The following is a 24941-nucleotide window of genomic DNA, read 5'->3' on the forward strand; positions in this document are numbered from 1 at the left end:
CGAAGTCGCAAATGGCCGGAAAATCGTTCCGGCCTCCTGGCTCCCGCAGACGTCCTGTCGATCTCACTTTTGAAGGGTTTGCTGCACATCGTGACGTATTCCTTGACTGTTTCGTGGGGACGCGACACCTACAACAAATGTCGCACCCCACCAGCCTAGGGACGTAACCGCCTGGGTAGAACCCGAATTTGCACCAGAATGCCAGGTGCATATGCACTAGCTATCATGGTGCCTTCATCCGCCATTCGTTCCCGAAAAGACCTCGCTCCCGGGCCCAGACGATCGCTTCGCTGCGGCTGTGAACGTCCAGTTTCGAATACAGCGTCGCCACATGATTGCGCACGGTGTTGGGGGCCAATTTCAAGCGCGCGGCAATTTCCTTGTCGGCCAGGCCTTCGCAAATCAGCCCCAATACATCACGCTCCCGGGCCGTCAGTTCGGTGAACGACGTCGAGGGTGATTGCGCGTTGATGCTTTTCACATTCGCCAGTTTTTCGATCAGGGTCCGGCTGAACCACGAGGCGTCCTTCATCACTTCCTCGATGGCCGCCACCAACTCCAGCTCCGAGCGCTTGCGTTCGGTGATGTTCATCAGCACCAGCAAATAGCAGGGTTTGTCCTGGATTGCCACGGTATCGGCGGCCACTTCGCAATCGATCTGCTCGCCGCCTTTCTTGTGTACCTTGACATCGACGCTGGACACGGCGGCGGCTTTCTCGAGCCGGGCAAACAACGCAGCGCTCGCCTCCTTGTCCAGGAAGCCGATTTCGTCCACGGTCTTGCCCAGCAGTTCCTCGCTGGCGTAACCGGTCGCCTGGAGGAAGGCTTCGTTGATTTCCAACAGTTGCAACTCGCCGCTGCAAATCAAGGTCGGCACCGGGGACAGGCGGAATGACTTGGCGAAGCGCTCCTCGCTCTGGCGCAGCGCGGTCTCGGCCTTGCGCCGCGGCTCCATGTCCATGAACGAGAACAGCATGCAGTCTTCATCGTGCAGGTCCAGCGGCTGTCCGGCGACGATCACCTGCTTGTTCGTACCGTCCGGCAAGCGCATTTCGGCCTGCATTTGCGGAATGGTTGCGCCCTGGCTGAGGCGTTCAATGGCGAGATCACGCTTCTCGGCGGCCTCCAGCACATCCAATTCGTACACCGAACGGCCGATCACCTGCTCGCGGCTGTAGCCGGTCATTTCCAGGAAGCCGGGGTTGACCTTGATGTAGCGCAAGTCGCTGAGACGGCAGATCACCGCGGGCGCCGGGTTGGCGGCGAAGGTTCTCTCGAAACGCTGCTCGGCGCTGGCCCACTCGGTGGCATCGCTGAGAATCAGCACCAGGTATTCCGGCTCGCCGGCGCGGTCGGCCAGGACCATGCTGCGGATGCGGTGCACCCAGGTTCGATCGGGGTCGGCCACTGGCGTGACTTCCACCAGCACGTCACTGAACTCATCACCACGGGCCACGCGGGCGATGGGATAGTTTTCTTCAGGCAGCGGATGATTATTACGATAGCGCAAGTTGAAACGCCGGGCATATTCCTTGGCATTGGTGCCCAGTTCCCTCAGTTCCTGGACACCGTGCATGGTCAGCGCAGCCTCGTTGGCCCAGGCAATGGTCTGGTCGACCTCGACGAGTATGACGCCGTCGGACAGCCCGGCGATGATCTGCAGCAACTGGCGGCGATTGGTGTCGGTGTTCGGGACATCCTGATTCATTGGGTCTCCATGGGTCGTCACGTTCAGGCATGGATGCGTTGAAGGTTACGACCACATGGCTCTGGGATAGTGCGCCAGCCTCAAGCCGCCATGCGCCCCTCGGCGATCGCCTGGGAGGCGGCCAGCATGGCGCGCAGCAGCACGGCGCAGCCGGCGGCGAGGTCGTCGGGGGCGGCGTTTTCGATTTCGTTGTGGCTGATGCCGCCTTCGCAGGGCACGAAGATCATGCCGGCGGGGCCCAGTTCCGCGAGGAAAATCGCGTCATGGCCGGCGCCGCTGACAATGTCCAGGTGCGACATTCCTAGCCCTTGTGCAGCGCCGCGCACCGCCTCGACGCAGCCCGGATCGAAATACAGCGGCGGGAAGTCTGCCGTGGGTTTCAAATCGAAGGTCAGGCCGTGCTGCCGACACGTGTCTTCGATCACTTGCTTGACCTCGGCGATCATCGAATCCAGGCGCGCCGGTTCCAGGTGACGGAAGTCCAGGGTCATGCGCACCTCGCCAGGAATGACATTGCGCGACCCCGGATAGGCTTGCAGGCAACCGACCGTGCCGCAGGCGTGGGGTTGATGACCGAGGGCGGCGCGGTTGACGGCACCGACGATGATCGAGGCGCCCACCAGGGCGTCCTTGCGCAGGTGCATCGGCGTGGGGCCGGCGTGGGCCTCGACGCCGCGCAGGGTCAGGTCGAACCATTTCTGCCCGAGGGCGCCCATCACCACGCCGATGGTCTTGCCCTCGTCTTCGAGGATCGGCCCCTGCTCGATGTGGGCCTCGAAATACGCGCCCACCGGATGACCACTCACTTGCCGGGAGCCGGCGTAACCGATGGCGTTCAACGCCTGGCCCACCGTGATGCCTTCGGCGTCGGTCTTGGCGAGGGTTTCTTCGAGGGTGAATTTCTCGGCGAACACCCCGGAGCCCATCATGCACGGGGCGAAGCGCGAGCCTTCTTCGTTGGTCCAGACCACCACTTCCAAGGGTGCCTCGGTCTCGATGCCCAAGTCGTTGAGGGTGCGCAGCACCTCCAGCCCGGACAATACGCCGAAGCAGCCGTCGAACTTGCCACCGGTAGGCTGGGTGTCGATGTGGCTGCCGGTCATCACTGGCGGCAGGTTCGGATTGCGCCCCGGGCGCCGGGCGAAGATATTGCCTACCGCATCGATGCTGACCGTACACCCTGCCGCTTCGGTCCATTGCACGAACAAGTCGCGGGCCTGGCGATCGAGGTCGGTCAGGGCCAGCCGGCACACACCGCCCTTGACCGTGGCGCCGAGCTGGGCCAGGTCCATGAGTGATTGCCAGAGGCGGTCGCGGTTGATGTGCTGGTGGGTGGATTGCAGGACGTCGGTGGCTGCGTTCATGGGGATCTCCATTTTTTCTGGCATGTTTTCGGTGTACTTGAGGCCGCCATCGCGAGCAAGCTCGCTCCCACAGGGATGTGCTGCGCACACAAATTTTTCATCCACCCCAATCCAATGTGGGAGCGAGCCTGCTCGCGAAGAGGCCCTCCTTCACACCGCTGTTTTAGCAACGGACGGGCTCGCTCGCATACTGCACAACCCGTAATAAATCACTCCGCCCAGCGCCGAGCCGGTGAACCAGCCGTAGCTGTAGAACCAACTGAACGCATTGCTGCCCAGGGACAGCAGCGTCAGCGCCACCGGTACGCCAAAGGCGATGAAACCGTTCCAGTTCCAGGCCGGGTAGATGTCGTCGCGGTACAAGCCGGCCAGGTCCAACTGCTGTCGCTTGATCAGGAAATAATCCACCACCATGATCCCGGCGATCGGCCCCAGCAGGCTCGAATAGCCCAGCAGCCAATTCGAATAAACTGACTCCAGGCTGACGTCGGAAACGATCCAGCCGAGTTTTTTCAGCAATTCGTGACCCATCAGCGCCAGCCCCACCAGGCCGGTGAGCAGCACGGCCTTCGTACGGCCGATCAGTTTCGGCGCCAGGTTCTGGAAGTCATTGGTCGGCGAGACGATGTTGGCCGCGGTGTTGGTCGAGAGCGTGGCGACAATGATCAGCACCATGGCCAACGCCACCCACATCGGGCTCTGGATGTGCCCGATCAAAGACACCGGGTCGGAGACGGTCACGCCCACCAGTTTTTCCGAGGCGGCGGTCATGACCACGCCGAGGGAGGCGAACAGGAACATGGTCAACGGCAAGCCGATGATCTGCCCGACGATCTGGTCCTTCTGACTCTTGGCATAACGGCTGAAGTCCGGGATGTTCAAGGACAAGGTGGCCCAGAAACCGACCATCGCCGTCAACCCGGCGAGAAAATAGCCAGTCACGCCAGCGCCTTCGGGTCGCTTGGCCGGGACCGCCATCAGCTCGGTCAGCGACACATTGGGCAACGCCCAGACCAGGAGCCCGGCCCCCACCAGAACCAGCAGCGGCGCAGACAAGGTTTCCAGCCACTTGATCGACTCGGCGCCGCGCAGCACCACCCACAGGTTGATGACCCAGAACACCATGAAGCCGATCACTTCGCCGGTACCGCCGAGGCTCTTCCAGCCCTCGAACACCGAACCGAGAAACAGGTGGATCGCCAGCCCGCCGAACATCGTCTGGATACCAAACCAGCCACAGGCGACCAGGGCGCGGATCAGGCACGGCACGTTGGAACCGATGACGCCGAAGGACGAGCGCAGCAGCACCGGGAACGGGATGCCGTACTTGGTCCCGGCAAAGGCGTTCAAGGTCAGCGGGATCAACACGATGATGTTGGCGAACAGGATCGCCAGCAGCGCCTCGCCCACCGTCAAGCCGAAATAGGCCGTGAGCACGCCGCCCAAGGTATAGGTCGGCACGCAGATCGCCATGCCGACCCACAGTGCGGTGATGTGCCATTTGTTCCAGGTTCGCTCGTGCACCTTGGTGGGTGCGATGTCGTGGTTGTAACGGGGGCTGTCGAGGACGTCGCTGCCGGCTTCGAGTTCGAATAATCCGTCGCGCTCGGTCACTGTTGATCTGGTCATGTCCGCTCCACTGTTTTCATTATTTTTGCTCATCGACGGGCGATGGCTGGAGTACTTGCACACGTACTGCCAATCACCTCGCCAGACCACGACAACACTCAATAACCGTGCCGAATGATCTGAATAACTGACGGGGTAATCGATATATTCCTTTCAACCATTTGATCTTCAACGCTTTAAGGTCAACTTGTCGTCCTGCTCCACTCTCTGATCATCGATGTTCAGGCTAGATGACCTCCGCGTCCTGTCGAGTGGGAGATTCAAAGTGGTGCGCCGTTGATCCACGCGAAGTGTCTAGACCGCACTACAAGCGCTTTCAAGCGGCTGATTTACCATGATAAATCTCGCTCAAATAGCGATCCTGTCAAGTGCGTCAAATTGGTGAGCATGCTCACCAATTTGGTGATTTGAATAGTTAATACTTTAAATTCAATAGGTTATAAAACGAATAAGCTTATAAAAAATAATCTTGCTCATTTCAATAACTCAAGCTAGCGTCTAATCCTGACAGTCGTGACAAGATTAAAACACTGCGCGACTAACCTACCGTGATGGATAAAACATAAAGAGCCGGCAACAGTCGGTCATGCCCTGCGAGGAACTCGGAATGTCTCTGTTGATCCGTGGCGCCACCGTTATTACCCATGATGAAAGTTATCGCGCCGATGTGTTCTGCGCCGACGGCGTGATCAAGGCCATTGGTGAAAACCTCGATGTTCCGGCCGCGACCGAAGTGCTCGACGGCAGCGGTCAATACCTGATGCCAGGCGGCATCGATCCCCACACCCATATGCAACTGCCCTTCATGGGCACGGTCGCCAGCGAGGACTTCTTCAGCGGCACGGCGGCGGGGCTTGCCGGAGGCACCACTTCGATCATCGACTTCGTGATTCCCAACCCCCAGCAATCGCTGATGGAAGCCTTTCATCAATGGCGGGGCTGGGCCGAAAAAAGCGCCAGCGACTACGGCTTCCATGTAGCGATCACCTGGTGGAGCGAACAGGTTCGCGAGGAAATGGGCGAGCTGGTCAGCCATCACGGCGTCAACAGCTTCAAGCATTTCATGGCCTACAAGAACGCGATCATGGCCGCCGACGACACCTTGGTGGCGAGCTTCGAACGCTGCCTGGAACTGGGCGCGGTGCCCACCGTGCATGCAGAGAACGGCGAGCTGGTCTATCACCTGCAACGCAAGCTGCTGGCCCAAGGCATTACCGGGCCGGAAGCCCACCCGCTGTCGCGCCCTTCCCAGGTGGAAGGCGAAGCCGCCAGCCGGGCCATCCGTATCGCCGAGACCCTCGGCACGCCGCTGTACCTGGTACACGTCTCGACGAAAGAAGCGCTGGACGAAATCACTTACGCCCGCGGCAAGGGCCAGCCGGTCTACGGTGAAGTATTGGCAGGGCATCTGCTGCTGGACGACAGTGTCTATCGCGATCCCGACTGGCAGACCGCCGCCGGTTATGTGATGAGCCCGCCTTTCCGTCCGCGCGGGCACCAGGAAGCGCTCTGGCATGGCCTGCAATCCGGCAACCTGCACACGACCGCCACCGACCACTGCTGTTTCTGCGCGGAACAGAAAGCCGCCGGCCGCGATGACTTCAGCAAGATCCCCAACGGCACCGCTGGTATCGAAGACCGCATGGCCGTGCTCTGGGACGAAGGGGTCAACAGCGGCAAATTGTCGATGCACGACTTCGTTGCCCTGACCTCCACCAACACCGCCAAAATCTTCAACCTCTACCCACGCAAAGGCGCGATCCGCGTCGGTGCCGACGCTGACCTGGTGCTCTGGGATCCCCAGGGCAGCCGGACGATTTCCGCCAAGACCCACCACCAGCAAGTGGACTTCAACATCTTCGAAGGCAAGACCGTGCGCGGCGTACCCAGCCACACCATCAGCCAGGGTCGGCTGGTCTGGGCCGACGGCGACCTGCGGGCCGAACGCGGGGCCGGGCGCTATATCGAACGACCGGCGTATCCGGCGGTGTTCGACTTGCTGAGCAAGCGGGCTGAGTTGACCAGGCCAACTGCTGTTAAACGCTGAAATCGAGGCCTTCGGCCTTCGCGAGCAAGCCCGCTCCCACATTGGATTTTGGGTGAATGCAGAAGCCATGTGCACAGCAGGTCCCCTGTGGGAGCGAGCCTGCTCGCGAAGGCGTCAGCCCAGGCAACGAAAAAACCACTGCCCACCAGAGGCAGCACCTCAAACACCGTGAGGCCCGATTCCATGATCCAGCCCTTGAGCCATCTCCCCCATTCCCAGGAAGACCCGACCACCCTCGCCGCCCGCTTCAGTGACCTGGCGCCGCCCCTCAATGCGCGCCAGGCCCACCTGGAGGCGTCCCGCTGCCTGTATTGCTACGACGCGCCTTGCGTGAACGCTTGCCCTAGCGAGATCGATATTCCATCGTTCATTCGCAACATTCATCAGGACAACGTCCAGGGTGCGGCCCAGCGAATTCTCTCGGCGAACATCCTCGGCGGCAGTTGCGCCCGGGTCTGCCCCACCGAGGTGCTGTGCCAGCAAGCCTGCGTGCGCAACAACGCCCAGGAATGCGCGCCCGTGCTGATCGGCCTGTTGCAACGCTACGCCGTCGACAATGCCCGCTTCAGCGAGCACCCGTTCAAACGCGCGGCCGCCAGCGGCAAACGCATCGCGGTGGTCGGGGCAGGTCCCGCCGGGCTGTCCTGCGCGCACCGCAGCGCGATGCACGGCCATGACGTGGTGGTTTTCGAAGCCCGGGACAAGGCCGGCGGCCTCAACGAATACGGCATCGCCAAGTACAAACTGGTGGACGACTACGCCCAACGCGAATTGGACTTCCTGCTGGAGATCGGCGGCATCGAGATCCGTCACGGCCAGAAGCTCGGCGACAACCTCAACCTGAGCGACCTGCACCAGCAATTCGACGCGGTGTTCCTCGGCCTCGGCCTGGCTGCCAGCAAACAGCTGGGCCTGAGCGACGAACAAGCGTCAGGGATGCTGGCCGCCACCGAGTACATTCGCGAGTTGCGCCAGGCTGACGACCTCAGCCAGTTACCACTGGCCGACCGTTGCATCGTGCTCGGTGCTGGCAACACAGCCATCGACATGGCCGTGCAGATGGCGCGCCTCGGTGCCCGCGACGTCAGCCTGGTGTACCGACGCGGCCTGGAGGACATGGGCGCCACCGGGCACGAACAGGACATCGCCAAGGCCAATCAGGTTCGCCTGCTGACCTGGGCCCAGCCGCAGCAAGTACTGCTGGACGACAGCGGCGTGGTGCGCGGCATGCGTTTCTCCCGGACTCATCTGGAGAGCGGTCGGCTGGTGATCGGCAGCGAGACCTTCGACCTGCCCGCCGATGCCATCTTCAAAGCCATCGGCCAAGCCTTCGACGACGACGCGCTGGTGGACCCGCTGGCCCGGGAACTCAAGCGCCAGGACGGACGCATCCTGGTGGACGAACACCTGCGCACCAGCATTCCCGGCGTCTACGCCGGCGGCGATTGCACCAGCCTCGACCAGGACCTCACCGTGCAGGCCGTGCAGCACGGCAAGCTCGCCGCCGAGGCAATCAATGCTCATCTCATGCTCAATGTGGAGGCTGCGTAATGGCCGATCTGTCGATTGTCTTCGCCGGCATCAAAGCGCCCAATCCGTTCTGGCTGGCCTCCGCGCCGCCCACCGACAAGGCCTACAACGTCGTGCGTGCCTTCGAGGCGGGCTGGGGTGGCGTGGTCTGGAAAACCCTGGGGGAGGATCCGGCGGCGGTGAACGTGTCCTCGCGCTACTCGGCTCACTACGGTGCCAACCGCGAAGTGCTGGGCATCAATAACATCGAGCTGATCACCGACCGTTCGCTGGAGATCAACCTGCGGGAAATCACTCAGGTAAAGAAGGACTGGCCGGACCGGGCGCTGATCGTGTCGCTGATGGTGCCGTGCGTCGAGGAGTCCTGGAAGAACATCCTGCCCCTGGTGGAAGCCACCGGTGCCGATGGAATCGAGCTGAACTTCGGTTGTCCCCACGGCATGCCGGAACGGGGCATGGGTGCGGCGGTGGGCCAAGTGCCGGAGTACGTCGAGCAGGTGACGCGCTGGTGCAAGACCTATTGCTCGCTGCCGGTGATCGTCAAGCTCACGCCGAACATCACCGATATCCGCGTCGCCGCCCGGGCCGCCCATCGCGGCGGTGCCGACGCGGTGTCGCTGATCAACACCATCAACTCCATCACCAGCGTCGACCTGGACCGCATGGTCGCCCTGCCCATCGTTGGCAGCCAGAGCACCCACGGCGGTTACTGCGGCTCGGCGGTCAAGCCGATTGCGCTGAACATGGTCGCGGAAATCGCCCGTGACCCGCAGACCCAGGGCCTGCCGATCTGCGGCATCGGTGGCATCGGCAGTTGGCGCGACGCGGCGGAGTTCATCGCCTTGGGCAGCGGCGCGGTGCAGGTCTGCACGGCGGCGATGCTGCACGGCTTTCGCATCGTCGAGGAGATGAAGGACGGCCTGTCGCATTGGATGGACGAGCACGGTCACGCCAACCTGCAAGCCTTCTCCGGCCGCGCGGTGGGCAACACCACCGATTGGAAGTATCTGGACATCAACTACCAGGTCATCGCGAAAATCGACCCGCAAGCCTGCATTGGTTGCGGGCGCTGTCACATCGCCTGTGAAGACACCTCGCACCAGGCCATCGCCAGCCTCAAGCTGGCGGACGGCACCCATGCCTACGAGGTGATCGAAGAGGAATGCGTGGGCTGCAACCTCTGCCAGATCACCTGTCCGGTGCAGGATTGCATCGAGATGGTGACAGTGGACACCGGCAAGCCGTTCCTGGATTGGAACCACGATCCGCGCAATCCCTACCACGTCGCGCCTTGAATCCCTTAACGGGCGCTGAACCTCAGCCGGGACAACATCCGCAGATCGCCATCGCGGTAGTAGTCGTCGGTCCAGCTGTCGTTCGGCGCCAAGGGCTTGACCTGCTTGAGGGCGAGTTTTTTCGCAAAGTAGCGGAACCGATAGTGCTCGTAGAAGCGCAGCAGTTCCAGCCCGTAGCGGTCGGCCAGGTCGGTGTCGCCCTGGATGATCAGGTAGTTTTCGTCGTTGCCGCTGCTGGCCGCAGCGCTCAGGTTATGGCTGCCACTGATGATGGTCGGGGCATCGCTGGTGAAGTCGGTGACCACCGCCTTGGTGTGCACCAGCAGGTTGCCCTTCTGGCCCTTCATGTTTTCCCGGAGCCAACCTTCCAGGCCGGTATTGAGTAACGCGGTGGCGGCGAACTCCGCGGTGCGATCGGCATGGAAACCGGTGATGCGGCTGGCAGAGTTCTGCAGGCCGTAGCGCAGCACATCGTCATTCGGCTGGCCGAGCAAGGCATCGAGAATCGTGTCCGGCAAGGCAAATGCCGTGACGAACAGCAGGTCCTTGCGCGCGGACCTGATGATGTCGACGAAGCGATCGAGATCACCTCGCCCGTTGCGGGGCGAAAATCCGGCGAACAGTTTGTCATCGGCGCTCATGGGATTGTGTTGGGTCAACCAATCGCGGGTGGCGTCGACATCTGCGGGCGCGTGCCAGATCTGCTCAAACACCTGGCGGTAGCTGTCGCTGATCCGTGAATCATCCAGCACATGGATGACGTTGGCCTGACGATAAACACCATTGGCGGTGAAATTGGTGCTGCCGCACAGCACCGCCTCGGGCGTCAACGTGCCGTTTGCTTCGACCCGGCTCAGGACGATGAACTTGTCGTGAAAGATATTGTGGGTGACCCGCCCACGTTTGTTGGCGGCCGGAAGGTTTTCCAGGCTGGCTTCGTTGCGCAGTGTCGTGTCGTCATCCGGCTCGGCGTGGTACAGCACCCTGACCTGCGCGCCGCGTGCATGGGCGGCGTTCACCGCAGCGACGATCACCGGTAGTTCGTATTCGTAGATGGCCACGTCCAGCGCCCAGTTGGCATCCAGGGCCCGGTCGATGAAGCCGATCAAGCGCCCCAGCAAGCCGTTTTCCAGCCAGCGACGTGGCGCGTCGGGCCATTCCTCGATGGACAACTTTTTATTGGCGCTGATCAGCGCATCCACTTCCGGAAACTTGCGCTGGAACGCCTGGCTGGCCGCCACCGCGCGATTGAACATGACCCGCTGGCTGGCCGGTTGACCGTCGTCGCTGGTGACGCTCACTTCCAGGGCTTCGCCCAGTTGCGGCGCATCGGGGCTGCCGTAGGCCAGGTGCACGCGGTAATGGATCGTCACGCCGGGATTGACGGCGTAATCGGCCCAGCGAAATTTCTGCAACGGTGCCTTGTCGCTGGGCGTGGCGTGGAATTGGGGAAAGGTGTGGGCCTTGTCGGGAAAGGTCAGGCTGTTGAACAGGAACAGCCAGGGCTTGTCGCCCGCCTGCTTCTCGATGGCAAAGCCCAACAGCCCCTTGCGCCGGGGTTCGGCGAGGTCCATGGCGAGCAGCACCCCGTTGGTGCCGGCGTAGGCCTTGACCCGGAAATCGTCCTGGGGATTGGTGACGAGTACGCGCATGGGTTCATTCCTTTGAGGGTTGCTTGAGCATAGAGCAGTGATGCGGGTTGGGTGGGCAGAGCATTGAAACCGCGGTGATGCCATCGCGAGCAAGCTCGCTCCCACAGGGAGCTGGGGTGCTCAGCAGTTATGTGCTCACAGCGAAACCCATGTGGGAGCGAGCTTGCTCGCGATAGGGCCCAGACAGCCACAGCACATTTCAAGTGCCTTCATCGATATGCCGATACTCAGCCCCCAACTGCCCCGCCAATTGCCGCGCCCGGCCCAGGCGAATCGGGCCGCGCTCGATGTCGATCAGCAGGCTGGGGCAATCGAGGGGCGGCAGGGAGTGCCCTTCCTTCACTCGGCCATCGGTCATCAACAGCACTCGCTGTCGCTCCGCCGGGAAGCGCTTGCGCCGGGCGGCCAGCCAGCGCTGCGCCTCGCCGATCGCCGCCAGCAACGGCGTGCCGCCGCCGGCGCCCAGCGCGTCGAGCCAGTGCCCCAGGCCGGTGGAGGCCTTGAGCCCCTGCACTTGCCAGGTCGGTGCGGCGCCGCTGGCGGTCAACAACGCTAGCCGCGCGCGTTGCCGGTAGGCGTCGTCGAACAGTTGCGCGAGCAGGCCCTTGCCGTCACTCAAGGCCCGATGGCGACGGGTCGAGGCCGACGCATCGACGATCACCAGCCACAGCTCATGGGCCGAACGCTGCCGCCATTTGAAACGCAAGTCGGCAAGCAAGCGCGGACGCCCATTGAGCAAGGAACCCGGCCAGTCCACCAGGCCAGCGGTCGCCGCTTTGCTCCGTCCCTGGCGGCCCTGGTCGAGTCGCCCGGCGCGGGGTCTGGCATTCGCCCCCGCCGGCGAACGGGGACGAATGCCTAGGGCTTTTTTGGCCAGCTCGGCACGTCACGCCGGGCGCCGGTCGGCAATGCCCGAGGCGGCAGGTCGCCCCATTGGCCCTGGCCTTCGCTGGGTTGGCTGGGTTCATTCGGGTTCGAGGGTGGCGCCTGGGTTGGCGCGGGGGCCGGGGTGGCCTGGTCGCGGCGGCGATGACGCAGGGCAAACTCGGCAACCGCGTCGATGTCTTCAGCAGCGATGGCTTGCGCGCCACGCCACGCGGCATGGGCACGGGCAGCCCGCAGCCAGACCAGGTCGGCGCGCAACCCATCGACCCCGGCGGCAAAACAACGCTCGGTGATCTGCCCCAGCGCCGTGTCATCCAAGGGGATCTGGGCCAAGCCTGCGCGGGCCTGTTCGCAGCGCTCACGCAACCGTTGCTGGGCAGGCTCCCACTCGGCGCAAAATGCCGCCGGATCGCTGTCGAAATCCAGCCGCCGACGGATGATCTGCCCGCGCTCGGCCGGGGCGGTATGGCCGTCCAGGGCCACGTTGAGACCGAAGCGGTCGAGCAGTTGCGGACGCAGCTCGCCTTCTTCCGGGTTCATCGTGCCGATCAACACGAAACGCGCCGGATGCCGATGGGAGATGCCATCGCGCTCGATCAGGTTGGTGCCGCTGGCGGCGACATCGAGCAGCAGGTCCACCAGATGATCCGGCAGCAGGTTCACTTCATCGACATACAACACGCCGCCGTCGGCCTTGGCTAGCACACCGGGGGAAAACTGCGCGCGCCCTTCCCCCAACGCCGCGCCCAGGTCGAGGGTGCCGACCAGCCGTTCTTCGGTGGCGCCCAGGGGCAAGGTCACGAATTGGCCGCTGGCCAACAAATCCGCCAGGCCCCGGGCCAGGGTGGACTTGGCCATCCCGCGCGGGCCTTCGATCAGCACGCCGCCGATCTTCGGATCGATCGCCGCCAGGCACAGGGCCAATTTCAGCACATCGGCGCCGACCACGGCGGCGAGGGGGAAATGTGGGGTGTCGGTCATGTTGTTCTCTCAAGCTGTCCGGTGAGGTTCAGGCAACACAATATTCCGTGGCGAGGGGATTTATACCCCCAGGGTCGCGAAGCGGCCCCAAAAACATGCGAGATGGTGGCTACGCAACCCAGCCCGGATAAATACCCAAGCCACAGAGATATCCCATCACCATAGATATCTGTCTTGGCTAAAGTCAGCCATCTTCTTCAATGTCCAGCAGCAGGTTTTCCAGCGCCTCGCGATAATCCCCCGGTTCCTGCCACATCCCGCGCTGCTGCGCTTCGAGCATTCGCTCGGTCATGTCCCGCAGCGCGTCGGGGTTGTGCTGGCGGACGAAATCCCGGGTATGCGGATCGAGGAGATAGGTATCGGCCAGCAAGGCGTACTGGTGGTCGTCAATCAACTGGGTGGTGGCGTCGAAGGCGAACAGATTGTCCACCGTCGCCGCCAGTTCGAATGCGCCTTTGTAGCCGTGGCGCTTGACCCCGTCGATCCACTTCGGATTGGCCGCGCGGGAACGAATCACTCGGTTGAGTTCTTCCTTCAGCGTGCGGATCTTCGGCAGGTCCGGCTGGCTGTGATCGCCGTGGTAACTGGCGGCGGCTTGGCCACTGAGGGTTTCCACGGCAGCGAGCATGCCACCCTGGAACTGGTAATAATCATTGGAATCAAGCAGGTCGTGCTCACGGTTGTCCTGGTTCTGCAGCACCGCTTGCACTTGGCTCAGGCGCCGGGAGAATTGCGCCCTCGCCGCGGTGCCCTCGTCGCCCGCGCCATAGGCGTAGCCGCCCCAATTGAGGTAAACCTCAGCGAGGTCTTCACGGCTCTGCCAGAGCCGACCGTCGATCGCCCCCTGCACACCCGCGCCATAGGCACCGGGCTTGGCGCCGAAGATCCGCCATCCGGCCTGGCGCGCCGCATCTTCCAGGGCCAAGCCCGATTCCAACAAGGCTTCGCGCTCGGCGCGGACCTTGGCCGCCAGCGGGTTCATGTCGTCGGGTTCATCCAGGGCCGCGACGGCCTGCACCGCCGCATCGAATAAGCGGATCAGGTTGGCAAAGGCGTCCCGGAAAAAACCGGAGACCCGCAGCGTCACATCGACCCGAGGCCGGTCCAGCAGGCTCAGCGGCAGGATTTCAAAATCATCGACACGCTGGCTGCCCGTGGCCCACACCGGACGCACGCCCATCAGCGCCATCGCCTGGGCAATGTCGTCGCCACCGGTGCGCATGGTGGCGGTGCCCCACACGGACAAGCCGAGCTGGCGCAGGTGATCGCCGTGGTCTTGCAGGTGCCGCTCGAGAATCAGGTTCGCCGATTGGAAACCGATGCGCCACGCCGTGGTGGTGGGCAGGTTGCGCACATCGACGGAGAAGAAGTTGCGCCCGGTAGGCAGCACATCCAGGCGTCCGCGACTCGGCGCGCCACTGGGGCCGGCCGGTACGAAACGCCCGCCCAGGGCATCGAGCAAGCCGCGTATTTCCGCCGGGCCACAGGCGTCCAGGCGCGGCGCGACGACGGCGCGCAGGTGGTCGATGATGCCGTGCACCGTCTCCCAACCCGGCGCGTCGAGCTGCCCGATCTCGCCGTCCAAGGCTTGTGTGATCAACCGTCCGGCGAACAATTCCAGGCGCTCGCGGCTATCGCCAACGGTGCGCCAAGGCTCGTCGCTGATGTCGCGCAAAGCCTCGGGACGCTCGCCGGTCCAAGGTTCGGCCAAGGCACAATCGAGCGGATCGAAACCCAGCCCGAACGCCTTCGCCAGCGCGCGAAGCAGGCTCGACTGGGCGCCCTTGCCGTCGCCCCGGGGAATGCGCAACAACGCCAGCAAGGTGTCGATGCGCAGCCGTCCGCCGGGCGACTCGCCAAAGATGTGCAAGCCGTCGCGGATCTGCGATTCCTTCAAGTCGCACAGGTAGGTGTCCAGGCGCGGCAGCCAGATCGCCGCGTCGGCGTCGCTGTCGAGGGCGGCGTCAAGTTGCAACTCGCGGTCGATGTGGGTCTCGCGCACCAGGGCGAGGATGTCCCGTTGCAGCTCCCTGGCGCGGCGCGGATCGAGCAGCTGCGCCTCGTAGTATTCGTCGGCGAGCAACTCCAGGTTACGCAGCGGCCCGTAGGTTTCGGCGCGGGTCAACGGTGGCATCAAGTGGTCGATGATCACCGCCTGGGTGCGACGCTTGGCCTGCGCGCCCTCGCCCGGGTCGTTGACGATAAACGGATAGATGTTTGGCAGCGGTCCCAGCAGCGCATCCGGCCAGCAGTTCTCTGACAGCCCGACGCCTTTGCCCGGCAGCCATTCGAGGTTGCCGTGCTTGCCGACGTGGATCACTGCGTGAGCGCCATAGGTGTGGCGCAACCAGAAATAGAACGCCAGGTAGCCATGGGGCGGCACCAGGTCCGGGTCGTGGTACACCGCGCTCGGATCGACCTGGTAACCCCGCGCCGGCTGGATGCCGACGAACGTCAGGCCCAGGCGCAAGCCGGCAACCATCAAGCGGCTGTCGCGGAACATCGGGTCCTGCTCGGGCGTGCCCCAACGCGCCAGCACCGCTTGGCGATTGGCCTCGGGCAGCGCGTCGAACATTGCCTGGTACGCGTCCAGGGCCAGGCTCTGATGGCAGGGCCGAAGGTCGAGGCTGTCCAGGTCGTTAGTGACGCCGCCGAGCAATTGCTGAATCAACGCGGTACCACTGGCCGGCAGTTCCGCGGACAGCGGATACCCTTCGGCCTGCATCGCCCGCAGGATATTCAGCGCCGCCGCCGGCGTGTCCAGGCCAACGCCGTTGCCGATGCGCCCGTCCCGGGTCGGGTAGTTGGCGAGGATCAGCGCCACCCGTTTTTCGCCGTTGGGCAGGCGCGCCAGGGTGGTCCAGCGCCGGGCCAGTCCGGCGACGAAGTCCATACGCTCGGGCACGGCCCGGTAGCACACCACATCGCTTTGGCTGCGCTCGCTGCGCCAGGCCAGGTCCTTGAAGCTGATGGGCCGGCTGATGATGCGTCCGTCCAGTTCCGGCAAGGCGATGTGCATCGCCAGGTCCCGCGGGCCCAGGCCTTGTTCGCTGGCGCGCCAGCCGGGTTCGTTGTCCTGGGCGCAGATCGCCTGGATGACCGGGATATCGCGACGAAACGGCCGCAGGTGCGGTGCTTCCGGACTGGATTGCGCGAAGCCGGTGGTGTTGAGGATCACCCCCGCCGCTGCCTCGTCCAGCCAGTCTTCCACCTGGGCCAGACAGGCGGGTTCCTTGAGGCTCGCCACCGCGATCGGCAAAGGATTGAGCCCCGCCGCTTGCAGGCGCAGGCAGAACACATCGATGAACGCGGTGTTCGCGGCTTGCAGGTGCGAGCGATAAAACAACAGCGCCGCCACCGGTTCGCCGGCCTGCCAGTCAGCTTGCCAGTCGTTCAGGGTCGCGTTGTTTTTTTCCGGATGATAGATCGCCGTCCGCGCCAGGGGCTGGGGCTCGCCCCACGAATAATCGCGGCCAAACCATTGGCTGCCGAGGTGCCGAAACAGGTTCAGGGCGTTTTCCAATCCGCCCTGGCGGAGAAACTGCCAGAGCCGGTCGCGATCTTCGACAGGCACGTTGCTCAAGTCGCTGAGCTCCGGGTCCGGGCGGTCGTCCCCCGGCACCAGGATCAATTGCACACCGCGTCCGGCCAGTTCCATCAGCCGCTCGATGCCGTAGCGCCAATAGCCGATGCCGCCATGCAGCGACAGCAAGATGACCTTGGCGTGTTGCAGCACGTCTTCGAAATACAGGTCCACCGACGCGTGGTTCTGCACCTGCATCGGGTTGGCGAGGCGGAACTGCGGGTAGTCGTCCGGCAACTGCCGCGCCGCTTCGGCCAGCAGTGCCAGGCTGGAATCGCCGCTGCACAGGATCACCAGCTCGGCAGGGGTTTGCCCGAGGTCGGCGATGTTGTCATCCGACACGAAACCGCCGGGCTGGGTCCTGAGCAGGTGCATGGCTCAGGCGCTGAGGGCGGCGCGCAACTGCGCTTCGAGCAGCCCGGCGTCCAGGTCCTGGCCGATCAATACCAGCCGCGTGACCCGCGCTTCGTCGGCGCCCCACTGGCGGTCGAAGTGCTTGTCGAAGCGCGTGCCGACGCCTTGGATCAGCAGGCGCATCGGCTTGTTCGGGATGGCTGCGAAACCCTTGACCCGCAGCACGTCGTGCTGGACCACCAGTTGCGTCAACGCGTCCAGCAGCAGGCTTTCGTCAGCCTGGGGCAGCTCGATGGAAATCGAATCGAAGGCATCGTGATCGTGGTCGTCGTCATCGCCGTCATGGTGGTGGTCGTGATGGCTGTGGCGGCTGTCGATGTGCTCTTCGGAGCCCGCGCCCAAGCCGATCAGCACGTCCAGCGGCAAGCGACCGCTGCTGGCTTCGATGACCTTGACCGCTGGCGGCAGTTCTTCGGCGACTTCCAGGCGCACTTTTGCCAGGTCCTCGGGGTTGATCAGGTCGGCTTTGTTGAGGATCACCAGGTCGGCGCTCGCCAGTTGATCGGCGAACAGCTCGTGCAGCGGCGATTCATGGTCCAGGTTCGGGTCCAGCTTGCGCTGGGCATCGACCTTGTCCGGGAACGCGGCGAAGGTGCCGGCGGCGACGGCCGGACTGTCCACCACGGTGATGACCGCATCGACGGTGCAGGCGCTGCGGATTTCCGGCCACTGGAAGGCCTGGACCAGCGGCTTGGGCAAGGCCAGGCCGGAGGTTTCGATGAGGATGTGGTCGAGGTCGCCGCGACGGGCCACCAGTTCGCGCATCACCGGGAAGAACTCTTCCTGCACCGTGCAGCACAGGCAGCCGTTGGCCAGTTCATAGACGCGGCCGTTGGCTTCTTCTTCGGTGCAACCGATGGAGCACTGCTTGAGGATCTCGCCGTCGATGCCCAGTTCGCCGAATTCATTGACGATGACCGCGATGCGCCGGCCCTGGGCGTTGTCGAGCATGTGCCGCAGCAAGGTGGTCTTACCCGAGCCGAGGAAACCGGTGACGATGGTGACGGGGAGTTTGGCCAGTGTTTTCATCGGATGCCCTTTGGCAAGGTGGCGGGCAAACGGGACGACAACCGCAGGCACGGGCGTGCGCGGAAGATTTCGCCACCGGATCACCCCGCCCGGTTGTAGTGAGAATCTGTTGTCGAGGCAGGTCTCCTGGCTGACGGCGGGCCAGGCAGGCTTTTATCCAAAGCCTGGGCTGACAATTTGCTGCGCCTTCCCGTGCGCCCGTTGTAACAGGGCATGCACAGTGGCCTTGCAGAAACAGCACCGTTCACAGTTGCGGGGGCAGCCGCGGCTTGGACCGCGTTCCCTTCTTAGCTTCGGCACATGCCGAAGAACCTCGAAGGCGCAAGGCTACGCAGGGAGTGCGGGCGGGTCAATGTCCGAAGGCAATCTGCGATGCCTGATGCGTCCTGGCGACTACCGCGCGGGCGAATTCAGCGGGCCGCCACCCGCCAGAGCCGCGCGATGTCCCGGGCCCGCTCGGCCAGCAGGCGCGGCGCATCGGTGCAGGCCTCTTGCAGCGTCATCGGCCCGTTCGCCAGGGCAAACGCGGCATCGATGCCGTGCTCATAGAGCGCTTCGTAGCCCTCCCCCAGCGTGCCGGCGACGACCAGCACCGGCACGCCGTGGCGCTGGGCGATGCGGGCCACGCCAAACGGGGTCTTGCCGCGCAGCGTCTGGGCGTCGAAACGGCCTTCGCCGGTGATCACCAGGTCGGCACCGCTGATGGCATCGGCCAGGCCGGTCAATTGCGCGACGACTTCCACACCGGTGCGAAACTGCGCCTTGAGGAAAGCCTTGGCGGCAAAGCCCAGGCCGCCGGCGGCGCCGCTGCCGGGTTCGTCGCGAACGTCACGGTCAAGCACCTGGGCACAGTGTCCGGCAAAGTGCGCCAGCGCCCGGTCAAGTTGCTGCACCTGTTCGCCGGAGGCGCCTTTCTGCGGGCCGAACACGGCTGAAGCGCCATGGGGGCCGCAGAGCGGGTTGTCGACGTCAGCGGCGATTTCGAAACACACGCCGGCCAGACGCGGGTCCAATTGGCTCAGGTCGATGTGCGCCAGTTTGCCGAGGGCCAGGCCGCCGGGCGGCAGCGTCTGGCCCTGGTCGTCGAGCAACGCCACACCCAGGGCCTGCATCGCCCCGGCGCCGCCGTCGTTGGTGGCGCTGCCGCCGATCGCCAGGATCACCCGGCTAGCGCCTTCATCCAGGGCGGCGCGGATCAGTTCGCCGGTGCCAAAGGTGCTGCTGGAACAAGCATCGCGCTGTCCCGGTGGCACCAATTGCAAGCCGCTGGCCTCGGCCATCTCGATGATTGCCGTGCGGCTTTGCGGCAGCCAGCCCCAACGGGCCTCGACGGCGGCTCCCAGCGGGCCACGGACCCGGTTTTCACGCCACTGGCCGTTGCAGGCCGCAAGCACCGCCTCCACCGTTCCCTCGCCGCCGTCAGCCATTGGGCACTTGATCAACTGCGCATCCGGCCAGACCTGGGCCAACCCTTGCGCGACGGCGTCCGCCACGCCCTGGGCGCTGAGACTGTCCTTGAACGAGTCGGGGGCGATGATTATTTTCATTTTTGTTCTCCGGTTCCGATGCACAGCATGCTGCCAGCTGACCGTAACCGTGACGCCGGTCCGCCGCACAAAAATCTTGGAGCATTATTGGTCAAATTCACAAAGGCTGGGTCGCATAGCGTGTGGCCAGCGCATCTGTGGCGAGGGAGCTTGCTCCCGCTCGGCTGCGTAGCGGCCGCTTTTTTGGGGCCGCTGCGCGACCCAGCGAGAGCAAGCTCCCTCGCCACGGGGTTATGAGTCAATTGCACCCCACATAGGTTATGTGGGGGTATCGACGGTCTGTGGCAACAACTGGACGCCCAGGTACAACGCCAACATCCCATCCAGCCTGAGCGGGTCGACGCCGCTGAGTTCGGCGATGCGCTCCATGCGATAGCGCAGGCTGTTGCGGTGGATGCCCAGGGCGTCGGCGCAGGCCTGGCTCTGGCCGTCGTGTTCGCACCAGCTTCGCAGTGTAGCCAGCAGTTGGCCGTTGCTGTCCTTGGCGATGACTTTGCGCAACGGGGTCAGCAGCTCGTCCAGCGCATCGTCGCTGCGATGCCGCCAGAGCATCACCGGCAGACGATAGCGATTGAGGATCAACAAGCGCGACTGCGGCAGGACATCGCGCCCATACGCCAGCAAATCCGCCACCCGCCGGTAGCAACGGCGCAGGCCCGCCAAGCCTTCGGCCTGCCCACCCACAGCGATTCGAAGAATATTCCAGCCCAAGCCGTCGAGCTTGCCCAGCAGGCGCTCGTTCTCCACCGAAGCCGTGACCGGCCGGCACCAGAGCAATGAGGATTTGGACGGAGTCAGGCACCAACTGTCCGGGTAGCGCGACATCAACCAAGCGCTCAACGATTCCACGGTTTGCCCGGGGCCATGCTCCAGGCCCAGTTCAAACAGATACGGCACCCGTGACAGCTGCGGCTTGAGGCCCATCTGCTGCGCCTCGTCGAGCAACCGTGGCGAATCCCCAGCATCGCCCAGCAGCAACGCCAGCAAATCATCGCAACGCTGGCGGCGCCATTGCTGCTCGGCCTGCTGGTTGCGCTGGCCGAGCAGCATTTCCGCGGTCATGCGCACCAGTTCGGCGTAGGTGCGCAATTGTGCGGGTTCGCCGGTGATGCCCAGCACGCCGATCAGCCGCTGGTCGAGCATCAACGGCAGGTTGATCCCCGGCTGCACGCCCTTGAGGTGCACGGCGGTGTGTTCGTCGATTTCCACGACCCGGCCGTTGGCCAGGACCAGTTGCGCGCCCTCGTGGCGGGTATTGATGCGCTCGCGCTCGCCGCTGCCGAGGATCAGGCCCTGGTTGTCCATGACGTTGACGTTATAGGGCAGGATCGCCATCGCCCGGTCGACGATGTCCTGCGCCAGGTCGTGATCGAGTTCGAACATGGGCGGTGTTCCTTGCAAGCGGCGTGATTGTTGTTTTTGAGGTGCAGCGCCCGCGTGATTGGTCAGGCGCACAGGGTCGGCCTGCAAACCCTGTGCTCCGGCACAAAGACACGGGACCTTGGGCTGGCCGAGACTCAAGGGGCGGTCAACGTTACCCCTTGGCACGCCAAAATCATAATAAAGAGAGACCCGCCATGTCCCAGAGCGCAACAGCCCTCCTGGCTACCCACGACGAAAAAAATACCGTCTACAAGCGCATCACCCTGCGCTTGATCCCGTTCATCTTCATCTGCTACCTGTTCAATTACCTCGACCGGGTGAACGTTGGCTTCGCCAAGTTGCAGATGCTCGACGCGTTGAAATTCAGCGAAACCGTATACGGTCTCGGCGCCGGGATTTTCTTCATCGGCTACGTCCTGTGCGGCGTGCCGAGCAACCTGGCCTTGACCAAGTTCGGCCCTCGGCGCTGGATCGCGCTGATGATGATCACCTGGGGCACGCTGTCGACCTGCCTGTTGTTCGTGACTACGCCGACCCAGTTCTACACCTTGCGGCTGTTCACCGGCGCGGCCGAAGCCGGGTTCTTCCCTGGCGTCGTGCTGTACCTCTCGCAGTGGTTCCCGACGTTCCGCCGTGGCCGCATCATGGCGCTGTTCATGTCGGCCATCCCGGTGTCCGGCCTGCTTGGCAGCCCGTTTTCCGGCTGGATCCTCAACCACTTCGCCGCCGGGCAAGGTGGCCTAGCCGGCTGGCAGTGGATGTTCCTGCTGCAAGGCATCCCGACGGTGATCCTCGGCGCGCTGGCGTTCTTCCTGCTCAGCGACACCTTCGCCAAGGCCACCTGGCTGACCGATCATGAACGTGCCGTGCTCACCGCCGACCACGCCGAAGACCAGGCCAATAAACCGAAAACCAGCACCGACTCACTGGCGGCGGTGTTCAAGAACCCGGCGATCTGGGCGTTTGGCCTGGTGTACTTTTGCATCCAGAGCGGCGTATACGCGATCAACTTCTGGCTGCCGTCGATCATCAAGAACCTCGGCTTCAGCGATAACCTCGTGATCGGCTGGCTGAGTGCGATCCCCTATTTGCTGGCGGCGGTGTTCATGTTGCTGGTGGGCCGTTCGGCGGACCTGCACAAGGAGCGCCGCTGGCACTTGGTGGTGCCGATGCTGATGGGCGCGGTGGGGTTGCTGATCGCGGTGAACTTCGCCACTACGCCGGCCATCGCCATCCTCGGCCTGTCCATCGCCACCATGGGCGCCCTCACCGGCCTGCCGATGTTCTGGCCGGTGCCCACCGCCCTGCTCAGCGCAGGCGCGGCGGCGGGTGGTTTGGCGTTGATCAACTCCATGGGGCAGATGGCCGGCTTCCTCAGCCCGTACCTGGTGGGCTGGGTCAAGGACGCCACCGGCTCGACCGACGCGGCGTTGTACCTGCTGGCCGGCGTGATCGTCTGCGGCAGCCTGCTGGCGTTGCGCATGACTCGCACCCTGCGGGCCTGACCCACCTCTTACCCTGTGGGAGCGAGCTTGCTCGCGATGGCGGTGAACCAGTCGATACAGATGTTGGCTGACCTGACGCTATCACGAGCAAGCTCGCTCCCACAGTTGATTGGGGGTGTTTGAGAAAACGGTTGGATCCACGCGGCGGTTCTGGTATTTGATTGAGCCTTTCCCATGGATAAAAGGATCTTGTCATGAGCTACCGCACGCTAGGCCATTCCGGGTTGCAAGTCTCGACGTTGACCCTGGGCACGATGATGTTCGGCGAACAGACCAGCACCGAGGATTCGCTGCGGATCATCGACAAGGCCTGGGACCAGGGCATCAATTTCATCGACACGGCGGACGTCTACACCGGCGGTCGCTCCGAAGAAATCGTCGGCGAAGCGATTGCCAGTCGTCGCCACGAGTGGGTGCTCGCCACCAAGGTCGGTTTCGGCCCGCCGGACGGTGTGCCCAACCGCAGCGGCCTGAGCCGCAAGCATCTGTTCAATGGCATCGAGGCCAGCCTGACGCGTCTGGGCACCGATTACCTGGACATCTATTACCTGCACCGCGAAGACCACAACACCCCGCTGCACGTCACCGTGTCAGCGATCGGCGATTTGATCCGCCAGGGCAAGATCCGCTATTGGGGCCTGTCGAACTACCGCGGCTGGCGCATCGCCGAGGTGATCCGAATTGCCGACAGCCTGGGCATCGACCGCCCGGTGATCAGCCAACCGCTGTACAACATCGTCAACCGCCAGGCGGAAACCGAGCAAATCACGGCGGCGCAGAATTATGGCCTTGGCGTGGTGCCGTTCAGCCCACTGGCTCGCGGTGTGCTCAGCGGCAAATACGCGCCAGACGTCGCACCGGACGCCAACAGCCGCGCCGGACGCCAGGACAAGCGCATCCTGGAAACCGAATGGCGGGTCGAGTCCTTGCGCATTGCCCAGCAGATCCTGGAATACACCCAGGGCCGGGGCGTAGGCATCGTCGAGTTCGCCATCGCCTGGGTACTGAACAACAATGCCGTGACCTCGGCCATCGTCGGGCCGCGCACCGAGGAGCAATGGGATTCGTACACCAAGGCGCAGGCGGTGAAGATCACGGCGGAAGATGAAGCGTTCATCGATTCGCTGGTGACGCCGGGGCATGCCTCGACGCCGGGGTTCAATGATGTCGGCCACTTCGTGCCAGGACGCGTGCCGCGTACGTCGTAACCTGCACAGATACCACCGTGGGGGGGGGGGGGGGGGCCGCCCCCCCCCCCCCCCCCCGCAACCCCAAAAAAAAACGAACACAGTTGAAAATCCGCCTGGTCGCTTGCCGGTTAGGTCTTAACCTCCACTTTTCCCACCGGGGCGAGGGAGCTTGCTCCCTCGCCACGGAGACTCAGGCTCATCCAATAACAAGAGGCATCAGTGTCCAAAGGCATCGCTCTATCGGTCTCGGCATCCGCCCTGTTTGCCGTCATGTATTACTACACCTCACTGCTCACGCCACTGACCGGCCTGGAGATTTTCGGCTGGCGCATGTTGCTGACGATGCCGTGCATGACCGCGTTCATGTTGGTCGCCCGCGAATGGAAACTCGTCTCGGATCTTGTCGCACGCCTGGTCGCCACGCCGCGCTTGCTGCTGGGTGCAATGGCGTCATCGGCGCTGATGGGCGCGCAGTTGTGGCTGTTCATGTGGGCGCCGCTCAACGGCTACAGCCTGGACGTGTCGCTGGGCTATTTCCTGCTGCCGTTATCGATGGTCCTGACCGGACGTATCGTCTATGGCGAGCGCCTCTCCCGCTTGCAAAAGGTCGCGGTGTTTTTCGCCACCCTGGGCGTGCTCAACGAGCTCTACCAGGTGGGTGGTTTCTCCTGGGCGACGTTATTGGTGGTGGTGGGCTATCCCATCTATTTCATCCTGCGCAAACGCCTGCGCACCGACAACCTGGGCGGGCTCTGGCTGGACATGACATTGATGCTGCCATTGGCGCTCTGGTTCGTGCAGAGCGGTGAACAGGGCTTCGGGGTTTTCGACCAATACCCGTGGCTGTCGCTGTTGATCCCGATTCTCGGTGTCATCAGTGCGTCGGCGCTGGTGTCCTACATCGTCGCCAGTCGACTGCTGCCGTTCAGCCTGTTCGGGTTGTTGAGCTATGTAGAACCCGTGTTGCTGCTGGGCGTTGCGCTGTTGCTGGGAGAAAGTATCAAGGCCGAAGAATGGCTGACCTACATCCCCATCTGGATGGCCGTGGCGGTACTGGTGTTCGAAGGGTTCAAGCACTTGGTGAGGCAGCGGCGCAGGACTTAAGGTCACCGTCTGCCCCCCTGTGGGAGCGAGCTTGCTCGCGATAGCGGAGTGTCAGCCAACATCTTTGCCGGCTGATATACCGCTATCGCGAGCAA

16 protein-coding genes and 1 riboswitch are annotated in these 24941 nt (G+C 63.6%); of the genes, 6 read left to right on the forward strand and 10 right to left on the reverse strand.

Features of this window, described 5'->3' with window-relative positions; translation table 11 throughout:
• Positions 1–223 precede the first annotated feature (223 nt).
• The 3 genes from JMN22_RS19535 to JMN22_RS19545 form a co-directional block, all read right to left on the reverse strand.
• Positions 224–1708 (reverse strand): helix-turn-helix transcriptional regulator, encoded by a 1485-nt coding sequence (locus tag JMN22_RS19535; protein ID WP_198797439.1) that lies wholly within the window; start codon positions 1706–1708, stop codon positions 224–226.
• A gap of 80 nt (positions 1709–1788) precedes the next feature.
• The gene (locus JMN22_RS19540; protein ID WP_198797438.1) at positions 1789–3072 is read right to left on the reverse strand and encodes a Zn-dependent hydrolase; all 1284 of its coding nucleotides are present in this window, start codon (positions 3070–3072) and stop codon (positions 1789–1791) included.
• Between the two features lie 150 nt (positions 3073–3222).
• Entirely contained in the window at positions 3223–4701 is a 1479-nt protein-coding gene (locus JMN22_RS19545) for an NCS1 family nucleobase:cation symporter-1 (RefSeq protein ID WP_030141262.1), read from the reverse strand.
• A 607-nt stretch (positions 4702–5308) separates the two neighbouring features.
• Here JMN22_RS19545 and hydA point away from each other — a divergent pair.
• The 3 genes from hydA (at position 5309) to preA (ending at position 9573) form a co-directional block, all read left to right on the forward strand.
• On the forward strand, positions 5309–6748 hold the full coding sequence (gene hydA, locus JMN22_RS19550) for a dihydropyrimidinase (protein WP_198797437.1): 1440 nt from the start codon (positions 5309–5311) through the stop codon (positions 6746–6748).
• A gap of 183 nt (positions 6749–6931) precedes the next feature.
• Entirely contained in the window at positions 6932–8299 is a 1368-nt protein-coding gene (locus tag JMN22_RS19555; protein ID WP_198797436.1) for an NAD(P)-dependent oxidoreductase, read from the forward strand.
• Positions 8299–9573 carry an NAD-dependent dihydropyrimidine dehydrogenase subunit PreA gene (preA, locus tag JMN22_RS19560; RefSeq protein ID WP_198797435.1) on the forward strand — a complete coding sequence of 425 codons (1275 nt, stop codon included), beginning with the start codon at positions 8299–8301 and terminating at the stop codon, positions 9571–9573. Before JMN22_RS19555 ends, preA begins: the two co-directional genes overlap by 1 nt.
• A 5-nt stretch (positions 9574–9578) precedes the next feature.
• Here the strand turns inward: preA and JMN22_RS19565 are convergent, their stop codons facing one another.
• The 7 genes from JMN22_RS19565 to JMN22_RS19595 all read right to left on the reverse strand — a co-directional run bounded on the left by JMN22_RS19565 (position 9579) and on the right by JMN22_RS19595 (position 21047).
• On the reverse strand, positions 9579–11225 hold the full coding sequence (locus JMN22_RS19565; RefSeq protein ID WP_030141257.1) for a phospholipase D-like domain-containing protein: 1647 nt from the start codon (positions 11223–11225) through the stop codon (positions 9579–9581).
• 199 nt (positions 11226–11424) lie between these two features.
• A complete protein-coding gene (locus tag JMN22_RS19570; RefSeq protein ID WP_337248697.1) occupies positions 11425–11982 on the reverse strand; it encodes a vWA domain-containing protein in 558 nt (185 codons plus the stop codon).
• 101 nt (positions 11983–12083) lie between these two features.
• Positions 12084–13091, reverse strand: coding sequence for an ATP-binding protein (locus JMN22_RS19575; protein ID WP_198797434.1), 1008 nt, complete (start codon positions 13089–13091; stop codon positions 12084–12086).
• 184 nt (positions 13092–13275) lie between these two features.
• Positions 13276–17049 carry a cobaltochelatase subunit CobN gene (gene cobN, locus JMN22_RS19580; RefSeq protein WP_198797433.1) on the reverse strand — a complete coding sequence of 1258 codons (3774 nt, stop codon included), beginning with the start codon at positions 17047–17049 and terminating at the stop codon, positions 13276–13278.
• A gap of 3 nt (positions 17050–17052) precedes the next feature.
• A complete protein-coding gene (cobW, locus tag JMN22_RS19585; protein WP_198797432.1) occupies positions 17053–18117 on the reverse strand; it encodes a cobalamin biosynthesis protein CobW in 1065 nt (354 codons plus the stop codon).
• A gap of 99 nt (positions 18118–18216) precedes the next feature.
• A riboswitch (cobalamin riboswitch) is annotated at positions 18217–18448 on the reverse strand.
• Between the two features lie 79 nt (positions 18449–18527).
• A complete protein-coding gene (locus JMN22_RS19590) occupies positions 18528–19664 on the reverse strand; it encodes a glycerate kinase (protein WP_198797431.1) in 1137 nt (378 codons plus the stop codon).
• A gap of 258 nt (positions 19665–19922) precedes the next feature.
• Complete coding sequence (locus JMN22_RS19595; protein ID WP_030141251.1) at positions 19923–21047, reverse strand: sugar diacid recognition domain-containing protein; 1125 nt, start codon at positions 21045–21047, stop codon at positions 19923–19925.
• Positions 21048–21241: 194 nt separating this feature from the next.
• Between JMN22_RS19595 and JMN22_RS19600 the strand changes: the two genes are divergently transcribed.
• The 3 genes from JMN22_RS19600 to rarD all read left to right on the forward strand — a co-directional run bounded on the left by JMN22_RS19600 (position 21242) and on the right by rarD (position 24846).
• Positions 21242–22552, forward strand: a complete 1311-nt coding sequence (locus tag JMN22_RS19600; RefSeq protein WP_030141250.1) for an MFS transporter — start codon at positions 21242–21244, stop codon at positions 22550–22552.
• Positions 22553–22746: 194 nt separating this feature from the next.
• Positions 22747–23760 carry an aldo/keto reductase gene (locus JMN22_RS19605; protein ID WP_030141249.1) on the forward strand — a complete coding sequence of 338 codons (1014 nt, stop codon included), beginning with the start codon at positions 22747–22749 and terminating at the stop codon, positions 23758–23760.
• A gap of 201 nt (positions 23761–23961) precedes the next feature.
• Positions 23962–24846, forward strand: coding sequence for an EamA family transporter RarD (rarD, locus tag JMN22_RS19610; protein ID WP_198797430.1), 885 nt, complete (start codon positions 23962–23964; stop codon positions 24844–24846).
• Positions 24847–24941: the final 95 nt, after the last annotated feature.

The organism is Pseudomonas sp. HB05 (assembly GCF_016756915.1).
Lineage (GTDB): Bacteria > Pseudomonadota > Gammaproteobacteria > Pseudomonadales > Pseudomonadaceae > Aquipseudomonas > Aquipseudomonas alvandae.

Bases quoted from the DNA above. Each gene is read 5' to 3' on its own strand.
- JMN22_RS19565 (WP_030141257.1), bottom strand. From the start codon at position 11,225: ATGCGCGTACTCGTCACCAATCCCCAGGACGATTTCCGGGTCAAGGCC.
- JMN22_RS19590 (WP_198797431.1), bottom strand. From the start codon at position 19,664: ATGAAAATAATCATCGCCCCCGACTCGTTCAAGGACAGTCTCAGCGCC.
- JMN22_RS19600 (WP_030141250.1), top strand. From the start codon at position 21,242: ATGTCCCAGAGCGCAACAGCCCTCCTGGCTACCCACGACGAAAAAAAT.
- preA (WP_198797435.1), top strand. From the start codon at position 8,299: ATGGCCGATCTGTCGATTGTCTTCGCCGGCATCAAAGCGCCCAATCCG.
- hydA (WP_198797437.1), top strand. From the start codon at position 5,309: ATGTCTCTGTTGATCCGTGGCGCCACCGTTATTACCCATGATGAAAGT.
- JMN22_RS19595 (WP_030141251.1), bottom strand. From the start codon at position 21,047: ATGTTCGAACTCGATCACGACCTGGCGCAGGACATCGTCGACCGGGCG.
- JMN22_RS19545 (WP_030141262.1), bottom strand. From the start codon at position 4,701: ATGACCAGATCAACAGTGACCGAGCGCGACGGATTATTCGAACTCGAA.
- JMN22_RS19555 (WP_198797436.1), top strand. From the start codon at position 6,932: ATGATCCAGCCCTTGAGCCATCTCCCCCATTCCCAGGAAGACCCGACC.
- JMN22_RS19575 (WP_198797434.1), bottom strand. From the start codon at position 13,091: ATGACCGACACCCCACATTTCCCCCTCGCCGCCGTGGTCGGCGCCGAT.
- JMN22_RS19535 (WP_198797439.1), bottom strand. From the start codon at position 1,708: ATGAATCAGGATGTCCCGAACACCGACACCAATCGCCGCCAGTTGCTG.
- cobW (WP_198797432.1), bottom strand. From the start codon at position 18,117: ATGAAAACACTGGCCAAACTCCCCGTCACCATCGTCACCGGTTTCCTC.
- JMN22_RS19605 (WP_030141249.1), top strand. From the start codon at position 22,747: ATGAGCTACCGCACGCTAGGCCATTCCGGGTTGCAAGTCTCGACGTTG.
- JMN22_RS19540 (WP_198797438.1), bottom strand. From the start codon at position 3,072: ATGAACGCAGCCACCGACGTCCTGCAATCCACCCACCAGCACATCAAC.
- cobN (WP_198797433.1), bottom strand. From the start codon at position 17,049: ATGCACCTGCTCAGGACCCAGCCCGGCGGTTTCGTGTCGGATGACAAC.